We start from the raw sequence: 16,535 nt of genomic DNA, 5'->3' as shown, positions 1-16,535 counted from the left end.
TGGGTGAGGACGTCGAAGCCCGGCGCTCCTTCATCCAGCGCAACGCCAAGGACGTCCGCTTCCTCGACATCTGAGTCGGCTCCGCTGACCGCCGCACGCTGCCGGACGCGGGGTCCTGGGCGGCTCCTGCGGCCACATCGAGGGCGATCCTGCACGAGGACGCCTCCGTCGAGGCCCGGGACGGCGTCCGCGGCATCCCCGTGGACGTCGAGCGCTGGCGAACACCTTGCCGGTGGAACCGGCGCCGGGCGCGAACGCCCCGTGACCTCGGCGGACCGATGTCACGGGGCGTCCCCGGACCGGGCGTCCGGCCGGCCAGGCGTCCGGGCGTCCGAGTGTCCGGACGGCTTCCGGCTTCGGGCTACCGGCTGAGCGACCTGAGCGCCGCCGCGTCGTACGGCTTCAGCTCGTCGAAGCGGTTGCCGAGGACCTTCGCCGCCCACCGCGGGTCCTGGAGCAGCGCCCGGCCGACGGCCACCATGTCGAACTCGTCGCGTTCCATGCGGTCCAGGAGGTTGTCGATGTCGCCGAGCGCCGCGCCCTCGCCGGCGAAGGCCCGGATGAAGTCGCCGTCGAGGCCGACCGAGCCGACGGTGATGGCCGGCCGGCCGGTGAGCTTCTTGGTCCAGCCCGCCAGGTTCAGGTCCGAGCCCTCGAACTCCGGGAGCCAGTAGCGCCGGGTGGAAGCGTGGAACGCGTCGACGCCTGCCGCCGCCAGCGGGGCCAGGATCGCCTCCAGCTCCTCCGGGGTCTGCGCGAGCCGTGCGTCGTAGGCCTCCTGCTTCCACTGCGAGTAGCGGAAGATCACCGGGAAGTCGGCCGCGACGCGCTCGCGGACCGCGGCCACGATCTCCGCGGCGAACTTCGTACGGGCCACCGCGGTGCCGCCGTAGGCATCGGTGCGGCGGTTGGTCCGCTCCCACAGGAACTGGTCGAGCAGGTAGCCGTGGGCGCCGTGCAGTTCGACGCCGTCGAAGCCGATCCGCTCGGCCTCCGCGGCGGCGTCGGCGAACGCGCCGATGACGTCGTCGAGGTCGGCGCGGGTCATCGCCTTGCCGGTCCCCTCGGTGCCGTCGACGCGGACTCCGGAGGGGCCGACCGCGGGGGCGTCGGCATACGGTGCCTCGCCCTGCTTGCGCACCATGCCTATGTGCCACAGCTGGGGCACGATCGTGCCGCCCGCCTCGTGCACGGCCGCCGCGACCTTGGCCCACCCCGCCAGCTGGTCCTCGCCGTGGAACCGCGGCACCCGGTCGCTCTGCCCGGCGGAGTCGTGCCCGACGTAGGTGCCCTCCGTGACGATCAGGCCCACGCCCGCGGCGGCCCGGCTGGCGTAGTACGCCTGCACATCCTCGCCGGGCACGCCGCCGGGGGAGAACATCCGCGTCATCGGCGCCATCGCGATGCGGTTGGGGACGGTCAGGCCGTTCAGCTTGATGGGCCGGGAAAGGATCTCGGCCGCGCGGGAGGCGGTGGACGTGGTGACGGTCATGCGGGTCCTCCGGGTTGAGGCTGTGGCTCGTCGGGGTGACGACGAGGAGTGCATAGTACACATGCTATGTATCATGCATATTGCTGCGGTGAAGGGGTCTGCCGGTCCACGGGTTCACAGGTCCGCGATAATGGAGCGCCGGAAGGAGCAGGAGGCGCAGTGCTGGAGAAACTCGAGCGGGAGCTGATGCTGCTCTCGCGGCACCAGGTGCTGGCCCGGCGCGAGCGCGACCCCGAACGCCTGGAGCGCTCGGCCTACCTGCTGCTCAGCCGGATCGACACACAAGGCCCCATGTCCATCGGACAGTTGGCGGAGGCCTTCGGGCTCGACACCTCGACCGTGAACCGCCAGACGGCCGCGCTGCTGCGCTGCGGACTGGCCGAACGCGTCGCGGACCCGGACGGCGGCATGGCCCGCAAGCTGTGCATCACCATGGAAGGCGGGCGTCGGCTCGCCGAAGACCGTGAGATCAACCGGTCCTGCCTGGCCCGGGTGGTTGCCGACTGGTCCCCTGAGGAAGTGGGGGAGCTGGCGGACGTCCTGGTCCGGCTCAACCGCAGCGCCGAGGCCCTCGAAGGACGCTACTGGCCGCGCGCGGAGGAAGACGCCCCGCGCTGCATGCCACCCGCCGACCCCGCATGAACCTCGCAGATGGCGCGCGCCGACCCTCTTCCCGAGGGTGAGCGGCCGCACACCCGCCGACCGTCGGACTGTTCAACGCCGCCGGGCTCTCACTCGGCGCGATCGTGCCGGACGGCGTGACCGCGCCGCATGGAGTGCACCGGCCGGACCGGTTGCCCCACCGTGCGCGGCCGGCGCCGGGATGTCGATCACGTGATCGGCTGCTTGGTCCCGTCAGGCAGCGCGCAGACGTATCCGGCGTAGGGCTGTGACGTGACCTGTCCGCCCGCAGCCGTGCACTCGTCTCTGGTGATGTTCGGAGACGAGGCGGCTTCAGCGCCGACGGCGCCGACGGCGCTCATGCCGGCCAGGGTCGCCGTGGCCAGGGCGAGGCCCAGGATTCTTCGCATGCGCATGGCTTCCTCCTCCTCGCAGGCGCCTGCGCCGTTCGGCCTTCCGGAGGGACGAGTCTCAGGACGAGGGCGCCCTTCTACTCAGCATGGGCGCTCCACATGAGGCCCGCAGCTCGACGCCGTCGGCCGAGACCGTTGGTGCCGGGTGCGCTCGGCCGTGGTCGTCGCCAGGAATGACGTCAGCGCACCGACGAGGCAGACAGCTCAACCCTGCCGAGCCGTGCATCGACAAGCTCACACGCGGCCTCACCACCCGCCACGGCAAGACTGTCACCACCGTCGCCGTCGCATCGGTCGTCCAGCCCGCAAGAGGGGAACGGCCTAGTCGCCGGAGCGAGGCCGGTCGGTGGTCGCGAGCAGGGCGTGTACGGCCGTTTCCATGGTGCCGGCCGCCGCTTCGGCGCTCAGGCCACTGCTGCGCCAGTGGTACCAGGCGCCCCAGGTCGTCACCGCGTCCAGCCCGTAGAGCACTTCGATCCCACGTGCGGCGGGCAGGCGTTCGAGTTCCTCCGCGAAGATCTCGGCCAGTCGCGCCCGGGCGAGGTCCAGGACCTCTCGGGTGACCTCGGCAACGCGGCCCCCCGGGGCTTCCAGGCGCATCAGGGTCAGCTGGGCCGGTGTGATCCACTCCAGGATCCGGGCCCGCTGTTCCGTCAGGGCCGCTACCCGGGTGTCGCGCGGACCGGAGGTCGGAAGCGGTCTGATCTGCTCGATCAGCTGTTCCAGCCGGCGGGTGATGGCCGTCTCCACCAGCTCGGACATGTCGGCGAAGTGATGGAACACCAGGCGCCGGGACACGCCCGCGCGCTCGGCCACCCGCTCGGCGGGGAAGCTGGATTCCCCGTCGTCGAGCAGGGACAGTACGGCCTCGGCGATCTTCACCCGGGACTGACGGCCGCGCTCGGCACGGCCGTCGGCGGCGCGACCGTCCGTGGCGCGGTCCTCGGACCGCGGCCTTCGGGCCGACTGGTTCACGGCGCCCCTCCCGACTTCGCTGGGTGCCATTGTCGCAAACGAATCGGCGCACACCCCCGGCAGCGCGCGGAGCCCTCCAGGTGCCGACCGTACGGGTGGCGGAGCGCGACCGTCCCGGGGAGCCGCGTGGCGCGCCTGTTTGGTCCGGTGCGTACGCGTCTACGAATCGCGGGCCGGTGTTCGAAGAACAGGCCGGTGCCCCTCCGCTTCCGAAGGAGACCTTCCCACCATGCCCAGAAACCCGCGATGGCTCGTCGCCCTGGCGGCCGGAGCCGCAGTACTGAGCGCGGGCCCGGCCGTGGCGTCGGCAGCGCCGCCGGCCGCGGTCAACCCGGCCCCCTTCTCCACCATCACCGTCGACCGCAGCACGGTGGCGCACGGCGAGAGCTTCACCGTGTCCGCCAGCCGCTACTGGCCGAACGAGGAGGTGTACGTACGGCTGGTCCCGGAAGGCCGGGCCGATGAGACCCGCGGCCTGGAAGGGGTCGACGGGGACGGCGACCTGCGCGCCGGCAGACGCATCGTCACCCTCGCGATCCTCCTCGCGAACGGCGACGGAGAGGTCTCCGGCACCGTCAGGGTCCCCGAGCGGCACGGCCGTCACCACCACCTCCGGGGCGAGTACCGCCTGGAGCTCGCCGGGCACGGCTCCCAGCTGTGGCAGTCGATCCCCTTCAGGGTGGTCGCGGCCGAGTTCGGCGGGCACCACAAGCCCGGCCACGGCCCGGCCGAGAAGCCCGGTCGGGACCCCGGACGGGACCCTGGTCGGGACCACGGCCAGGGCCCGCACGGGGAGTCGGACACGAAGCAGCCCCACGAGGACGCGCCGGAGGGCGCGCCCGAGGGCGCCCCGGAGGACTCACCGGAGAAGACCCCCGGGGACTGACCGCGGCCTGACGGCGTTCCCGGTACGTCGCTGTTCCGTGGCGCGTGCACGAACGATGTGCAGGCGCCGCGGAGCGGTCCTGAAGCGCCTTAGGCCGGGCGTCGTATGACAGTCACTCAAAAGGGAGCAGAGCGGACGCGGATGACCCCTCGGAGGGTAACGATGCCGCGACTGCTCTCCTCCTCCCCTAGAAAGCAGAAGCTCTTTGATGCGCTCTGATCTCCCTCGGCGCGGCCGTTCGGGGTCGCTGCCAGGTCGGCGGATCCCCCACGTCTGCGGGGCCCTCGCCGTGCTCACCGCGGCCGTGGCCGGGCTCGCGGGCACCGCGGAATCGGCCCCGGTGCAGACAGCGAGCTCCTCGGCCGTGGCGAAGGCGGACCCCGGACCGCCGAACAGGCTGTGTCCGCCCTGGGTGGACTGCGGTCCCCTTCTGTCGGGCCCGTCGCACGGCCGACCGCCGCACCACGAGGACGGGCCGCCGCCCCACGAAGACGGGCCGCCGCCCCACGAAGGTCACGACGGGCACAGGCCTCCGGGTCCCTCCGGCCCGCCGGGCCCGGTCGGACCCACCGGGCCCACAGGGCCTCCCGGTCCTTCGGGTCCTGCTGGTCCTTCGGGTCCGTCCGGTCCTCCGGGGCCGAGCGGTTCTCCGGGTCCGTCCGGGCCTTCGGGCCCTGCGGGTCCGTCCGGGCCGTCCGGTCCTGCGGGTCCGTCCGGGCCTTCGGGTCCTGCGGGACCCAGCGGCTCTCCGGGTGCCACGGGTCCGGCCGGGCCCGTGTCCACCACCGAGACAGTCGGCGATCCCATCACCGTGGCCCCCGGCAATGAGGCCACCGTGTTCGCCACCTGTCCGGCAGGGAGCACCCTCGTGAGCGGCGGGTACCTGATGAGCGGCTCGCTGCAGGTCCTGATGACCTCGCGGGCAGCGACTCCCAACACCTGGACCGTCACCGTCCTCAACCCTTCGACAACGGCCTCCGCCACCGTGGCAGCCGTCGCGCAATGCGCTCCGTGACCGCACTTCGGGCCCATCCGCCCGCCCTTGAAGGGAATTTCATGCTCAGATCGGCAAGGGTCGTCAAGGCTCTGGGGACCGGCGCATGCCTGGTCTCCGTCCTGGCACTCTCCGCACCGACCGCCTCGGCCACCACCACCACCATCGACTGCGGCGAGATCCAGGCCGGTGTGGTGTCCTGCCTGCTGCCGGACGGTGCGTCCTCGTACGACACCACGGCTCTGCTGGCGGCCGCCCAGGCGGAGACGCAGACGGCGCTGTCCACGACCACCCCCCTGGTCATCACCGCCTACGGGGGTGCCGGACGGTACGGCAGCAATGGCGGCGGCCTCTACCGCGGAGGCGACGGCGGCAACGGTGGCAAGGCACAGACCGTGACGTCGGTCGCAAGCTTCCAGACCGCGTTCGGACAGACCCTGTACTACTACGTCGGTCAGCTCGGCGCGACCTCCGCCGGCGGCCGCGGCGGCGCCTCGACCCTCGTTTCCGGCGTGGACCTGACCACGCAGGACCCGTGTATCTCCGGCTACGGCACCTGCACCTCGACCACGCTGCTCGCCGACGCCGGCGGTGGTGGCGGCGGCGGCCAGGGCAACGCCAACGGCAACGGAGGCGCCGGCGGCAACGGCGGCACCGCGGTCTCGGGTCAGATCATCTCGGGCGGATCCGCGGGCAGTGACGGCAAGGCGACCACCGGCAGCCTGACGCGTACAGGTGCGGGCGGCAGTGGCGGCAGCAACGGTGACGGCGGTTCAGGCGGCCGAGGCGGCTCCGGAGTGGACCACAAGGCCGGGACCAGCGGCATCGACGGCATCGGCGGACTGGGCGGTCCGGTCCACACCAGCAACGGCCCCAATGCCGGGGCGAGCTGGACGAACAACTCCTCCCTCTTCTTCGGCAACGCCGGGCAGGGCGGCGAGGGCGAGTGGCGGACCAACGGCACCAACTACGGCAGCGGCGGAGGCGGCGGCGGTGGCTGGGGCGGCGGTGGTGGCGGCGGCGGTGGCGGTGAAGCCATCACCGGCGGTGGCGGCGGCGGTGGCGGCAGCTGGGCGGTGGCCAACACCGACACGGTCGCGAGCGTCCCGGTGATCTCCAACGGCAACGCCGGCGCGAACGGCGCCGTCTACGCCACGTTCGTCGGCACCTCCGGCTGACACCCGGCCCGGCCGGCGGCGGAGCCCTCGGGTCTCCTCCGCCGGCCTTGCTGTGCCGTGACTTGCCGTGACTTGCCGTGACTTGCCGTGCCGTCGGGACGATGCCGGCTCCGGCGCACTGCCGACGGTCGTGCGAAACGCCCCGCGGCCCCGCCCCCTGTCGGGGGCGGGGCCGCGGGGCTTCGGCGGGGAGAGGGGGTCAGCCGACGCAGGACGTCACGGCCGCCGGGCTGTAGAGGCAGTTCGTCGGCGTGTTGTTGGCGATCGTGGTGGTCGTGACCGCGGTGATCGCGGTGGCCGTCCAGATGCCGCCGGGCGCGGGGGCGTCCGGCGCGACGTTGAACTGCACCGAGGCGTCGGTCAGATCGTAGGTACCGCCCGCGTTGTAGATGCCGCCGCCTCGTGAACCGGTGCCGGAGACCTTGTTGCCGTCGATCGCGGAACCGTTCACGGTCACCGCCGGGGTGTTGACCAGCGTCTGGGTGTAGATCCCACCGCCCAGCGAGTAGCGGCCGGCGGCCAGGTTCCCGGTGACGTCCGAAGCGTTCAGGAGGTTCACGGTGCCTCCCAGCGCGCTGATTCCGGCCCCGTGGCCGGCCTCCCCGATGAGTTTGTTCCCCTTCACCTTGGTGTTGTCCAGCGTGAGCGCTCCGGCGAGCGCGAAGATGCCGCCTCCGCCGTCGTCCGCGGACCGGACGGTCACCGTGTTCCCCTCGATGGTGGAGTTGGTGAAGGTCTGGGTACCGCCGACGCCGATGAACACCCCGCCGCCGGTGCCCGCCCCGAGACCGCCGGTGGTGACGCGGTTGTCGGTGACGGCGGTCCCCGTCACGTTCAGGACGGTGTCGTTGCTCTCGGAGTTGATGCCGCCGCCGGTGTCGAAGGCGGTGTTGTGCTTGATGCTGCCCCCGTTGACGGTGAGCGTCCCCGAATCGTGCCCGATGCCGCCGCCGATACGGGCGCGGTTGCTCGTGATCTGGGTGTTGACGAGGGTGACCTGCCCCTCGGTGTACAGTCCGCCCCCGTTGCTCGCTCCGCCGTCGGTGCGGTTGTCCGAGATGCTGCTGTCGGTCAGGGTTCCCGTGGTGGCGGACATGAACCTGATGCCGCCGCCGATGTTCGCCGTCGCACCCTGGAAGGCGGCGTTGGTTCCCGTGAGGGTGCTGTTGTTCCTGACCAGCACATTGCCGCCGCCCACCGCCATGGAGGGCTGCCCGTTCATGACAGTCAGGTCGTTGAGCGTCAGGGTGCCCGGGACGACCGCGGACGTGCCGACCTCGAACAAACGGAAGCTGCTGGTGCCGACCCGCTTGATGGTCGCGTTGTGACCGTTGATCGTCACACCGCCGTTGTTGGTGATGGGCGGAAGCCCGTCGTCGGATCCCACCATGTAGGGAGCCGTGACCTCGTAGAGGCAGTACGGCTCCAGGTCGATGACCGTATCGATGTTCGCGTTGGCGTTGTTGATCGCGGTGATCAAGGCCGCGGTGTCGCACGGCACGGTGACCGCGTGGGCGGGGACCACGGCGGTCGTGGCCGCCACGCCGGTCAGGGCAAGGGTGACAAGGGAGCTCAGTCCCCGGTGACGCGTGCTGCGCCGTCTCATCGTCGTACCTTTCGTCAAGCCGTTCGTGGAGCCGTCCGGGTGCGGTACGCGGCCCGGCGCGATGCCGTCAGGCAATGCCGCGCTCTGCCGAGCACAGCTCCGAGGACGCTGGGACCCGGGGAAGGGGTAACCGCGCGGGGCGCGGTTCATGCCCCGTAACGCGGCGTGGCCGCGGTCTGTCACACGTCCGGTCCCAGCCTGAGACCCGGACGGCGGGTCGGGCGGCGGGTCGGGCGCCGCGTCGGACGGCCCGCCCGTCCGGGTCAGGAGTCCGTGATCCTGACGAGGCCGCCGACCACGCCGACATAGGCGGAGCCGTCGCTTCCCAGGGTCACCGGCGCGTAGTGGTTGTTGAACAGGGGGCCGGCGCCGACCAGCCGGCTCCACACCCGCTTGCCGGTCCGTACGTCCAACGCCGTGAGGTACCAGGCGTCGGGCATCGCGGCGGTGCCCGTCCGGTGGGCGGCGCGCAGTTCGTCGGCGGTGGGGTGCGTGAAGGTGTACAGGAGGCCCGTCGCGAGGGAGACCTTGCTGACGACGCTGGGAACCCGTTCCGTGCTGTCGGACCAGGCCAGGGAACAGGTACGGGTGGTGTAGTCGACGTGGACCCGGGCCAGGCCGGGTTCGGTGTCGACCTGACGCCCTCCGAGCATTCCCTTCAGGAGGGCGTGTTCTTCGACGACGTACCCGTAGTTGTTCTCCACGATGAGGTCACCGCCCACGGCGACGAGGCTGTTCTCGTCGGCACCCCTGCCCGGGGCGAAGACCGGCTGTTCGCACACCTTCGCGGGCCCGGCCTTCCCGCGCTCCATCACGAGCACCTTCATCCGGGGGTCGGCATTGTCGGTGATGGCGACGTACCCTCCGCCCGGGCCGGATGCCGGGCCGATGAGCGTGGGAGTGGTCCCGCTGCCCTGGCTGAGCTGGCCGGGCTTGTGCCGCGAGCCCCTGTCGTACGGGGTGCGCCAGGTGACGACGGGTCGGCCTCCGGCCGGGGCGTCGAAGCGGTAGAGGGCGTGATCGCTGACGACGAAGACGCCGCCGGACTCGTCGACCGCGATGCTGTTGGCGATCGCCTCCCCCCGCAGCACGTGGGTGGAGACCGCGCCGGTGGCCGGATCGAGGACGCCGACCACACCGCTGCCGGTAACGAACCACATCCTCCCCGACCAGTCGGGGAGGACGGACACGATGCCGCTGGCGCCGACCACCGCCTTGAGGTCGTAACGGGCCTGCGTCACGAGTGCGTCGCGCCGGACGGCCACGACCTGAATGGTGCCGTCCTTCGTGGGGACGACGGCCCGGTCGAGCTGATCGAGGTAGAAGTAGCCGCCCCCGGAGACTTCCGTGGGGCTGGTGCCCGCCGTCCCGGGCAGTGTGAGGGAGGAAACCGCTCCGAGGTCGTGCGGATCGAGCAGCATCAGCCGGGGAGAGAGTCCTGGGGTCATGCAGACGGTGACGATCCGGCCCCTGGAGTCGAAGGTGACCGAGCCGCAGAGCCCTCCCTGGAGCCTGCTGCGTACGGCGAGATCGCGGCCGGTGGGGCCGGGTCCTTCGTACGTGTCGCTCTGGTAGGCGTCGCCGTGCAGGTTGCTGGAGCCGTTGGCGGCCATGAACGGGTGCTGCGGGACCGGGGGGACGGCGACCGGCCGAGGTGCGACGGCGTGACCGGTGAACGGGCGCAGTCCGGCTCCGCGAGGATCCCCGGGTATGGACAGGGCGGGCAGGGTCACCGCTCCGGCCGGGGCCGCGGCGGTGAGGGGCGGTAACACGGCGGCTGCCACCAGGACAGCCAGGACACGGAGGAACGTACGCATGCGTAGGCCTTTCCTTCCCGCCGGAATCATTGCACTGCTAGTGCAATAATGATGATGCGGGAGAGGCCGACGGGATGTCGAGGGTCCGGACACACACGCCGAAGCGCCGGGAAGGCGCGGCGCCGCGCCCCGAACGATGGCTTCGCGGCCTGTGTGCTGGGGCCGTGACCTGCGGTTTCGGTGCCCGGCAGGCGGCCGCCCGGGCCTGCCTGCATGCTGGGGAAACCGGGGAGCCGGAGTCGGCCGGCGACCAGTGTCAGCACGACGACGGCGGCGGACCGTACGAACGATCCGCCGATCCCGCGAGCCGTACGAGGACACATCATGAGCCAAGCCATGCTCCGGCAGATCATCGACTACTCCAGCCGCGCCGATCCGTACCCGCTGTACGAGGAGCTGCGCAAAACGCCGGTGTTCCACGACGAGGACGGGCCGTACGTCGTCAGCACGTACTACGAGATACAGAGCCTGCTGCACGATCCGCGCATCAGCTCCGACCCCCGCAACCTGACACTGCCGTCGAGCGACCCGCTGGCGCAGGAGGACGGGGACGACTCGGCGCTGCCCCCGGTGTTCCTCAAGCTCGACCCGCCTGACCACGACCGGCTGCGCCGCATCACGAACCGGCCGTTCGGGCCCCCGCACTCGCCGCACAAGGTCCACGACATGCGCGGCGAGCTGGGCGGCATCGTCTCGGGCCTCATCGAAGGCATCGTCGACACGGGCTCCCCGGAACGGATCGACCTGGTCGACCAGTTCTCCTACCCCTTCCCGGTGACGGTGATCTGCCGGCTGCTCGGTGTGCCGCACGAGGACGAGCCCCGCTTCCACGGCTGGGCCGACACCATCGCCGCCAGCCTGGACCCCGATCCCGACGCCGACCCCGGCGAGAAGCCGAAGGGCGCCGCCGACGCACAGATGGAGCTCGGCATGTACCTGGCCGGGCTGATCGAGGAGCGCCGCAAGGACCCGGGCGAGGACATGCTGTCCCAGCTGGCGGCCGCCAGCGAGGAGGCGGACGGGTCCATGAGCACGCTGGAGGCCATCAGCACCGCGGCGCTGCTGCTGATCGCGGGCCACGAGACCACGGTCAACCTGATCACGAACGGCATGCTGACCCTCCTGCGCCACCCGGACGTCCTCCAGCGGCTGCGCGAGGACCCGCAGCTGTCGGTACCGATCGTCGAGGAACTCCTGCGCTACGAACCGCCCGTGCAGCTCCTGCCGCGGCGCAGCACGCTCGACGACATCGAGGTGGCCGGGGTGAACATCCCCAAGGGGGCCACGGTTTCGCTGATCCTGGCCTCCGGGAACCGCGACCCGAAGCGGTTCGAGCACCCGGACCGCTTCGACCCCGACCGCGGGGACATCCAGCACCTCGGCCTCGGCAGCGGGATCCACAGCTGCTTCGGCGCCCCGCTGGCTCGAATGGAGGCCCAGCTGGCCCTCGGCGAGCTGGCCCGCAGACTGGAGAACCCGCGGCTGCTGGAGGACCCGCCCCCGTACCGCCAGAACGCGGTGCTGCGCGGCCCCCGCCACCTGCCGATCGCCTGCGACGGCATCCGCCCCTGACCCCGGGGGACCCGGCGCACCCCCACACGCTCAGGTGGCCGTCGCGCCGGGGTCCAGGACGGCCTCCACGTCGACCGTGACGTCGACCATGGGGCTGACGACCACTCCGCCGCGGTCGACCACATCGTTCCAGCTCACCCCGAACTCATGACGGTCGATGCGCGCCGTGGCGACGAACCCGGCGCGTCGCCGGGGCCCGAGGTCCTGCCCCTCCTCCCACCAGGGGGTGTCCCACTGTCCCAGGGAGGTGACGTCGAAGGTCACGGGGCGCGTCACACCGCGTACCGTGAGATCTCCGGTGACCTCGAACTCGGTTCCGCTCACCTGGTGAACGCGCGACCCGACGAACGTCCACGTCGGGTGGTGCTCGACGTCGAAGAAATCGGCGCTGCGGAGGTGGGCGTCGCGCTGGGGCTGACCGGTGTACACCTGGGTCGCGTCGATCGTCACCTCGACACGAGCCTCCTCCGGCTTGTCGGGATCGACCTCCAGCGAGCCGTGCACGTTCTTGAGCTGTCCGCGCACGTAGGTGACCATCATGTGCCTGGCCCGGAACTCCGCCGCGGTGTGACCGGGTTCGAAGAACCATGTGGTCATGACCATATGCACCCCTGACGTGCCTCTTCACCGGTGCTCGTGCTTCACCGGTGTTCGTGTTCGGTCACACCGTCGGCGATGAGGGCGACGCCGATGCCCAGCAGCCAGAGGTCCTTGGCCAGGGTGATTCCCTGCTCGGTCGGGCGCAGGCTGCCTTCCTCCCGCATCCCCGGCGTACGCAGGTAGAGCCCGAGGGTGGCGACGGAGAACGCGGTCAGCGCGGCCCCGGCGACAACGGCGGGGACGACCGGTACGAGCAGCGTGGCGGCGATGGCGAGCTCCCCGGCGGAGAGCAGCCTGGCGAACTTCTGAGCGTCCTGCTTCTTCAGGAACGGGTAGGTCATGGCGGCGAACTGCTGCAGCCCCTCGGCGGTGGCCTCGTCGGCACCGAGCTTCGAGATCCCGGAGTTCAGGAAGAACACGCCGGTCGTCAGCCGCAGCGGAAGTTGTCGCGCAGCGGAACGCCGTGCCGAAGCGGATAGCATGCGGAACCTCCCAACATGTACCCCACGTACCACCCTGCCACCCCCTCGAAGCATGTCAAACGGGGGTCGAGCATCCCCGGCCGGCGAACGCCGCAGCGCGGCCGTGCCCGCCGGTCTGCCCCCGGTGTCCAACACGGCGGCCGGAGCCGTGTGGGTGGCCCGTTGTGGCAGACCGGCTACGCGCTGGCTCGGCGACATCCACCGGCAACTCGGCCGCCGTGAGGCGGCGGTGGAGGCGCAGACGGAGGCGCTGGCCATCCGGCGGCGGATGAACGACCTCGGCGGTACGGCCGACTGCCTGGCCTTCATGGCCCGGACGCACCACCAGTTCGGCGAACGGGACGCCGTGCGGGCCTGCTGGGAGCAGTGCCTGGACCTGGGGCTGCGCCACGGCATGACGCAGCACATCGAGCGGAGCCGTGCGGGCCTGGCCGCGCCGGCGTAGCGCACCCGCGCCCCGAAGCGCGGCCCCGAGCACGTGCTCGGGGCCACGCTCCCGAAGTGCCGCCAGTACGTCAGCTGACCCAGCCGGTGCACTTCAGCTCGACGCCCTCGACGTTCACGCAGGCGCGCAGCCAGGTGCCGTCCGGCCAGTACTGCATGGACGTGTACGCATCGCTCCCGTCATGGTGCCCGTAACCGCGCATTCCGTCCCACGTCCGGCCGCCGTCCGTGGACCGGCCGATCCACACCCCGTACTTGTAGTACGGGGTGGCCGTCCGGGCCCAGCCGTACCATCTGCCGTCCTTCTTGCCGGAGCGCAGTTCCGCGGTGGCGTCGCCGCGGACGGTCGCCGTCGAGTCGGTGTCCGGACCGGAGTCCCAGCTGACCGGGCCCGGGTTCCAGCCGTCGCAGCCGTAGCCGCTGCACCCCAGCCCGGCGGCCGAGGCGGGATGGCCCGTGGTCATCAGCGTGGCGAGGGCCATGGCCGCGACCGGCAGAGCCCGGGTGAGTACCCGGGTGAGTATCCGACTGCGCTTGTTCCTCATGATCCGTCCGTCCCCTGTTCGTCGGGTGCTGAGCGGGCACGCCCGTACCGGCCTGCGCCGACGATCACGGGCGAGGTGCCCGGGGCGCCTCGGTCGACGTGGGAAGAGTGCACGCGGCACCCGACACGTGCCCAACGCGCGGCCGACGGGGCCGCCGTGCGGGCCCGGAGGCGAGCCGGAGGAGGGGGGTGTCCGTGGCGAGGAGGGCCCGGAGGGCGGGGATGTCCGTCCAGGCGAGGCCGAGGGAGCGGGCGGCGTGGCGGAGGGTGATGTGGTCGGCTCCGTCGGCCGCGTCACGAAGGGTCCTCATGGCCTCGTCCCGGTCGAGGAAGCTGATCCTCCCGGCGGGCGGGTCCTGCCGGGGGGATCGGGTGCGTTCGCTCTCCAGCCCGGGAATGCCGGTGATCCGGTGGGAGACGTCGGCGGCGGCGTCCAGGGTGGCCGGGCGCTCGTCGACGAGGGCCCGGGCGACGGGGTTGTGGCCGATGGCCTCCTGGAGCGGCAGGGGGTACAGCCGCGGGGAGACGTCCGTGAGGCGGATGACGCTGTTCACGGTACGGACCGTGCCGCGGGCGCCGCGGACGGCGGCGGCCCACAGCGCGGATGCCTCGGAAGGGTGCCAGGCCAGTGCGCGGGAGGCCGCCGCCGCCGCGTCCCGGTCCGGGGTGAGGGGGTGGCTTCCCGCGAGGCGTTCGAGGAGGGGCTGTTCACCGATCTCTCCGTCGAGGCCGGGGCCCGCGATGTGGACGGTGGCGGGGATGCCGGTGAGGTGGCAGGCGGCGAGGGTGAGGGCGTCCCCGAACGGGCTGCACAGGCCGGGCTCGTTGCCGTGGGTCAGGATGTCGCCGCCGATGTCGACGACGCGGATCCGCCCGCCTGCGGATTCGGCCATCGACGAGATCTGCCGTGCCAGGGAGGAGAGTCCCCGGGCGGGGTCGAGGAGCAGCAGCCGGGCGGGCAGGTCCCTGGCGAGGGCGGGCATGGTGGATCCGGCCGGCGGGCGGGCGCGGGTGGCCGGTGTGAACATTGCGAAGCCGCCCCCGAGACCGCCGCCCCCGATACCGCCGCTCCCGAGGCCGCCGCCCCCCGCGCCTCCCGTCTCGTGGGTGAGGCCGTCGAAGTCGTCCGCCCCGAGGGGGCGGGCGGTCGGGTCGACCTCCGGGCGCTCCCAGGCGTAGGTGGCGATCAACGGGGGATCCGCCGGGCCGGCCCGGTCCGCCGTGAGGGTGCGGGCGGCGATCAGGGTCCCGAGGGGGTCTCCTCCGCCGCCCGCCGCGATGTACAGGTCCCTCACGCGGCTCCCTCGCGCTCGCGCAGGTCGATGCCGGTGATCCGTACCGGTGTCGCCCCCATGTTCTTCCGGGCGCGCTTGTTCGCCGCGTGGAGGTTCTCGTAGTACTCGCGGTCGAGGTCCTTCACGGACCCGGAGTAGAACATCCAGGACAGCACGTCGCGGTACTTGAAGCCCTTGGGCGTCAGCTGGACGCGGCGCCCGAGACGGTGGATGAGCCCGTTGGACTCGGCCGCTTCGAGGACGGGCTCGAACTCGGCGGCGTGCTCGCCATAGCCGAAGCGGTCGAGCTCCGTGAGGTCGAGGTCGAACATGTCGAGGACGAGGCGCTTGCGGACGAGCTCCTCACCGGTCAGCTCGAAACCGGTGACGGGCGCGAGCTCGTGGTTCTTGGCCCTCTTGATGTAATCGGCGACCTCGGCCGCCGAGGGCTTCACGCTGCCGCACATGTAGTCGAGCACGCTGGTGTACGAGCGGGCGCCGACCCCGAGGCCGAGCAGGGGCACGCCGTGGAAGGTGAGCACCTTCTGGACGTAGCCGCCGCGACCGGGCTTCTTGTAGCGGACGGAGCCCTCCTGGACGTAGCCGTGGTCGAGGAAGACCTGGCGGGCGTAGTCGTAGCGCTCGTACAGCTCGGGCTGCCACATGTACTGGTACGCGCCGGTCCTGGAGAACCAGGCGTCCGGCCGCACCGTGAGGAAGTAGGTGCTGATGGTGGTGGGCCGGAGTGCCGCCAGCTCGTCCACGCTCTGGCGCCAGGTTTCGGGGGTCTGTCCCGCGAAGCCCATGATCAGGTCGGTGGACAGGTCCGGCAGGCCGAGTTCGTGGGCGGTGCGGACGGCGCGGCGGATGACGTCCTCGTCCTCGCCGCCGCGGCCGGCTTCGCGGATCTCGCGCGGGACGAGGGACTGGATGCCGACGTTGGCGCGGGTGAGGCCCATGTCGATGAGGGCCTTGAACTCGCCGGGCGCGTCGGCGATCGACGACGGGGTGGCTTCCACGGCGACCTCCTCGGCCGTGGAGCGCCAGTTGGGGTAGATCTCGCCGATGGTGGTGAAGATCTGCTCGAAGTGGCGGGGCTTGAGCAGGGCGGGGGTGCCGCCGCCTATGTAGATCGTGCGTAACCGCCGGGCCTGGATGATCTCCGCGTGATCGCGGATCTGCGTACAGAGGGCGTCGGTGTAGGCGTCGTAGACGTCCTCGTCGGTGCTGATGATGGTGTACAGGTTGCAGAAGCCGCATTTGCGGTCGCAGAAGGGGACGTGCAGGTAGAGATTGAGCTCGGGGACCTGGTGGTTGGCGAGATCCCCCGCCCACACCTCCGACACGCTCCACTTGCCCTCCGGGAGCGGGCGGTACGTGGAGCGGGGCGGGTACGAGTACTGGTAGGGCGGGATGACGCCCTGGTCGATGTGGTCGGCGAGCTCCTGGTGCAGGCTGCTGGTCACGGTGTTGCCTTCCCGTACGGGGTGCCGGCGCGGGTTTCCCCGGCCTGGCGATCCGATCACGGGACTCTTGTCCGGTTCCATCGGGTGGGCGCACCAAATACCCGGTGCCTACTGGCCGGTTCGTTGGCAGTTGCTCCAAAGGCCCTTGCCGCGGGGGGACTTCTTTTCGTC

Annotated in this window: 16 protein-coding genes; 6 read left to right on the top strand and 10 right to left on the bottom strand. The window is 71.5% G+C overall.

Translation table 11 applies throughout. From position 1 onward, the window contains the following. Positions 1-361 precede the first annotated feature (361 nt). Positions 362-1,492 carry an NADH:flavin oxidoreductase gene (locus ACFY0D_RS11795; RefSeq protein ID WP_390798168.1) on the bottom strand — a complete coding sequence of 377 codons (1,131 nt, stop codon included), beginning with the start codon at positions 1,490-1,492 and terminating at the stop codon, positions 362-364. Between the two features lie 186 nt (positions 1,493-1,678). Between ACFY0D_RS11795 and ACFY0D_RS11790 the strand changes: the two genes are divergently transcribed. Beyond that, positions 1,679-2,134: a MarR family winged helix-turn-helix transcriptional regulator gene (locus ACFY0D_RS11790; RefSeq protein ID WP_390798185.1), complete on the top strand. Its 456-nt coding sequence runs from the start codon at positions 1,679-1,681 to the stop codon at positions 2,132-2,134. A gap of 188 nt (positions 2,135-2,322) precedes the next feature. Here the strand turns inward: ACFY0D_RS11790 and ACFY0D_RS11785 are convergent, their stop codons facing one another. Further along, a complete protein-coding gene (locus ACFY0D_RS11785) occupies positions 2,323-2,529 on the bottom strand; it encodes a hypothetical protein (RefSeq protein WP_390798167.1) in 207 nt (68 codons plus the stop codon). A 318-nt stretch (positions 2,530-2,847) separates the two neighbouring features. Continuing rightward, positions 2,848-3,501 carry a TetR/AcrR family transcriptional regulator gene (locus tag ACFY0D_RS11780; RefSeq protein WP_390798166.1) on the bottom strand — a complete coding sequence of 218 codons (654 nt, stop codon included), beginning with the start codon at positions 3,499-3,501 and terminating at the stop codon, positions 2,848-2,850. 229 nt (positions 3,502-3,730) lie between these two features. Between ACFY0D_RS11780 and ACFY0D_RS11775 the strand changes: the two genes are divergently transcribed. The 3 genes from ACFY0D_RS11775 (at position 3,731) to ACFY0D_RS11765 (ending at position 6,559) form a co-directional block, all read left to right on the top strand. Continuing rightward, entirely contained in the window at positions 3,731-4,387 is a 657-nt protein-coding gene (locus tag ACFY0D_RS11775) for a hypothetical protein (RefSeq protein WP_390798165.1), read from the top strand. Positions 4,388-5,162: 775 nt separating this feature from the next. Continuing rightward, a complete protein-coding gene (locus ACFY0D_RS11770) occupies positions 5,163-5,402 on the top strand; it encodes a hypothetical protein (protein WP_390798164.1) in 240 nt (79 codons plus the stop codon). 41 nt (positions 5,403-5,443) lie between these two features. Then, positions 5,444-6,559, top strand: coding sequence for a hypothetical protein (locus ACFY0D_RS11765; RefSeq protein ID WP_390798163.1), 1,116 nt, complete (start codon positions 5,444-5,446; stop codon positions 6,557-6,559). A 199-nt stretch (positions 6,560-6,758) separates the two neighbouring features. Here ACFY0D_RS11765 and ACFY0D_RS11760 read toward each other — a convergent pair whose 3' ends face one another. Both ACFY0D_RS11760 and ACFY0D_RS11755 read right to left on the bottom strand, forming a co-directional pair. Beyond that, a complete protein-coding gene (locus ACFY0D_RS11760) occupies positions 6,759-8,165 on the bottom strand; it encodes a hypothetical protein (protein ID WP_390798162.1) in 1,407 nt (468 codons plus the stop codon). 263 nt (positions 8,166-8,428) lie between these two features. Then, on the bottom strand, positions 8,429-9,982 hold the full coding sequence (locus ACFY0D_RS11755) for a hypothetical protein (RefSeq protein WP_390798161.1): 1,554 nt from the start codon (positions 9,980-9,982) through the stop codon (positions 8,429-8,431). 324 nt (positions 9,983-10,306) lie between these two features. Here ACFY0D_RS11755 and ACFY0D_RS11750 point away from each other — a divergent pair, with 324 nt between their 5' ends. Then, positions 10,307-11,554 carry a cytochrome P450 gene (locus ACFY0D_RS11750; protein ID WP_390798160.1) on the top strand — a complete coding sequence of 416 codons (1,248 nt, stop codon included), beginning with the start codon at positions 10,307-10,309 and terminating at the stop codon, positions 11,552-11,554. A 30-nt stretch (positions 11,555-11,584) separates the two neighbouring features. Here the strand turns inward: ACFY0D_RS11750 and ACFY0D_RS11745 are convergent, their stop codons facing one another. Together ACFY0D_RS11745 and ACFY0D_RS11740 are read right to left on the bottom strand one after the other, a co-directional pair. After that, on the bottom strand, positions 11,585-12,151 hold the full coding sequence (locus ACFY0D_RS11745; protein ID WP_390798159.1) for a YceI family protein: 567 nt from the start codon (positions 12,149-12,151) through the stop codon (positions 11,585-11,587). Between the two features lie 44 nt (positions 12,152-12,195). Then, positions 12,196-12,636, bottom strand: coding sequence for a hypothetical protein (locus ACFY0D_RS11740; protein ID WP_390798158.1), 441 nt, complete (start codon positions 12,634-12,636; stop codon positions 12,196-12,198). A gap of 52 nt (positions 12,637-12,688) precedes the next feature. Here ACFY0D_RS11740 and ACFY0D_RS11735 point away from each other — a divergent pair, with 52 nt between their 5' ends. Beyond that, positions 12,689-13,081, top strand: a complete 393-nt coding sequence (locus ACFY0D_RS11735) for a tetratricopeptide repeat protein (RefSeq protein WP_390798157.1) — start codon at positions 12,689-12,691, stop codon at positions 13,079-13,081. Positions 13,082-13,151: 70 nt separating this feature from the next. Here ACFY0D_RS11735 and ACFY0D_RS11730 read toward each other — a convergent pair whose 3' ends face one another. The 3 genes from ACFY0D_RS11730 to ACFY0D_RS11720 form a co-directional block, all read right to left on the bottom strand. Beyond that, complete coding sequence (locus ACFY0D_RS11730; protein WP_390798156.1) at positions 13,152-13,625, bottom strand: hypothetical protein; 474 nt, start codon at positions 13,623-13,625, stop codon at positions 13,152-13,154. 64 nt (positions 13,626-13,689) lie between these two features. Next, positions 13,690-14,919 carry a DUF1152 domain-containing protein gene (locus ACFY0D_RS11725; RefSeq protein ID WP_390798155.1) on the bottom strand — a complete coding sequence of 410 codons (1,230 nt, stop codon included), beginning with the start codon at positions 14,917-14,919 and terminating at the stop codon, positions 13,690-13,692. Further along, complete coding sequence (locus tag ACFY0D_RS11720) at positions 14,916-16,364, bottom strand: coproporphyrinogen-III oxidase family protein (protein WP_390798154.1); 1,449 nt, start codon at positions 16,362-16,364, stop codon at positions 14,916-14,918. Before ACFY0D_RS11720 ends, ACFY0D_RS11725 begins: the two co-directional genes overlap by 4 nt. Positions 16,365-16,535: the final 171 nt, after the last annotated feature.

Source organism: Streptomyces sp. NPDC001502 (assembly GCF_042894785.1).
Classification (GTDB): domain Bacteria; phylum Actinomycetota; class Actinomycetes; order Streptomycetales; family Streptomycetaceae; genus Streptomyces; species Streptomyces kutzneri.
The sequence above is the reverse complement of the archived record's forward strand: the minus strand, read 5'-3'. Positions and strand labels throughout refer to the sequence as shown.

Excerpts from the sequence above, each read along its gene's own strand:
- ACFY0D_RS11795 (WP_390798168.1), bottom strand. The coding sequence starts at position 1,492 with ATGACCGTCACCACGTCCACCGCCTCCCGCGCGGCCGAGATCCTTTCC.
- ACFY0D_RS11790 (WP_390798185.1), top strand. The coding sequence starts at position 1,679 with ATGCTGCTCTCGCGGCACCAGGTGCTGGCCCGGCGCGAGCGCGACCCC.
- ACFY0D_RS11785 (WP_390798167.1), bottom strand. The coding sequence starts at position 2,529 with ATGCGCATGCGAAGAATCCTGGGCCTCGCCCTGGCCACGGCGACCCTG.
- ACFY0D_RS11775 (WP_390798165.1), top strand. The coding sequence starts at position 3,731 with ATGCCCAGAAACCCGCGATGGCTCGTCGCCCTGGCGGCCGGAGCCGCA.
- ACFY0D_RS11765 (WP_390798163.1), top strand. The coding sequence starts at position 5,444 with ATGCTCAGATCGGCAAGGGTCGTCAAGGCTCTGGGGACCGGCGCATGC.
- ACFY0D_RS11760 (WP_390798162.1), bottom strand. The coding sequence starts at position 8,165 with ATGAGACGGCGCAGCACGCGTCACCGGGGACTGAGCTCCCTTGTCACC.
- ACFY0D_RS11755 (WP_390798161.1), bottom strand. The coding sequence starts at position 9,982 with ATGCGTACGTTCCTCCGTGTCCTGGCTGTCCTGGTGGCAGCCGCCGTG.
- ACFY0D_RS11750 (WP_390798160.1), top strand. The coding sequence starts at position 10,307 with ATGAGCCAAGCCATGCTCCGGCAGATCATCGACTACTCCAGCCGCGCC.
- ACFY0D_RS11745 (WP_390798159.1), bottom strand. The coding sequence starts at position 12,151 with ATGACCACATGGTTCTTCGAACCCGGTCACACCGCGGCGGAGTTCCGG.
- ACFY0D_RS11740 (WP_390798158.1), bottom strand. The coding sequence starts at position 12,636 with ATGCTATCCGCTTCGGCACGGCGTTCCGCTGCGCGACAACTTCCGCTG.
- ACFY0D_RS11735 (WP_390798157.1), top strand. The coding sequence starts at position 12,689 with ATGTCAAACGGGGGTCGAGCATCCCCGGCCGGCGAACGCCGCAGCGCG.
- ACFY0D_RS11730 (WP_390798156.1), bottom strand. The coding sequence starts at position 13,625 with ATGAGGAACAAGCGCAGTCGGATACTCACCCGGGTACTCACCCGGGCT.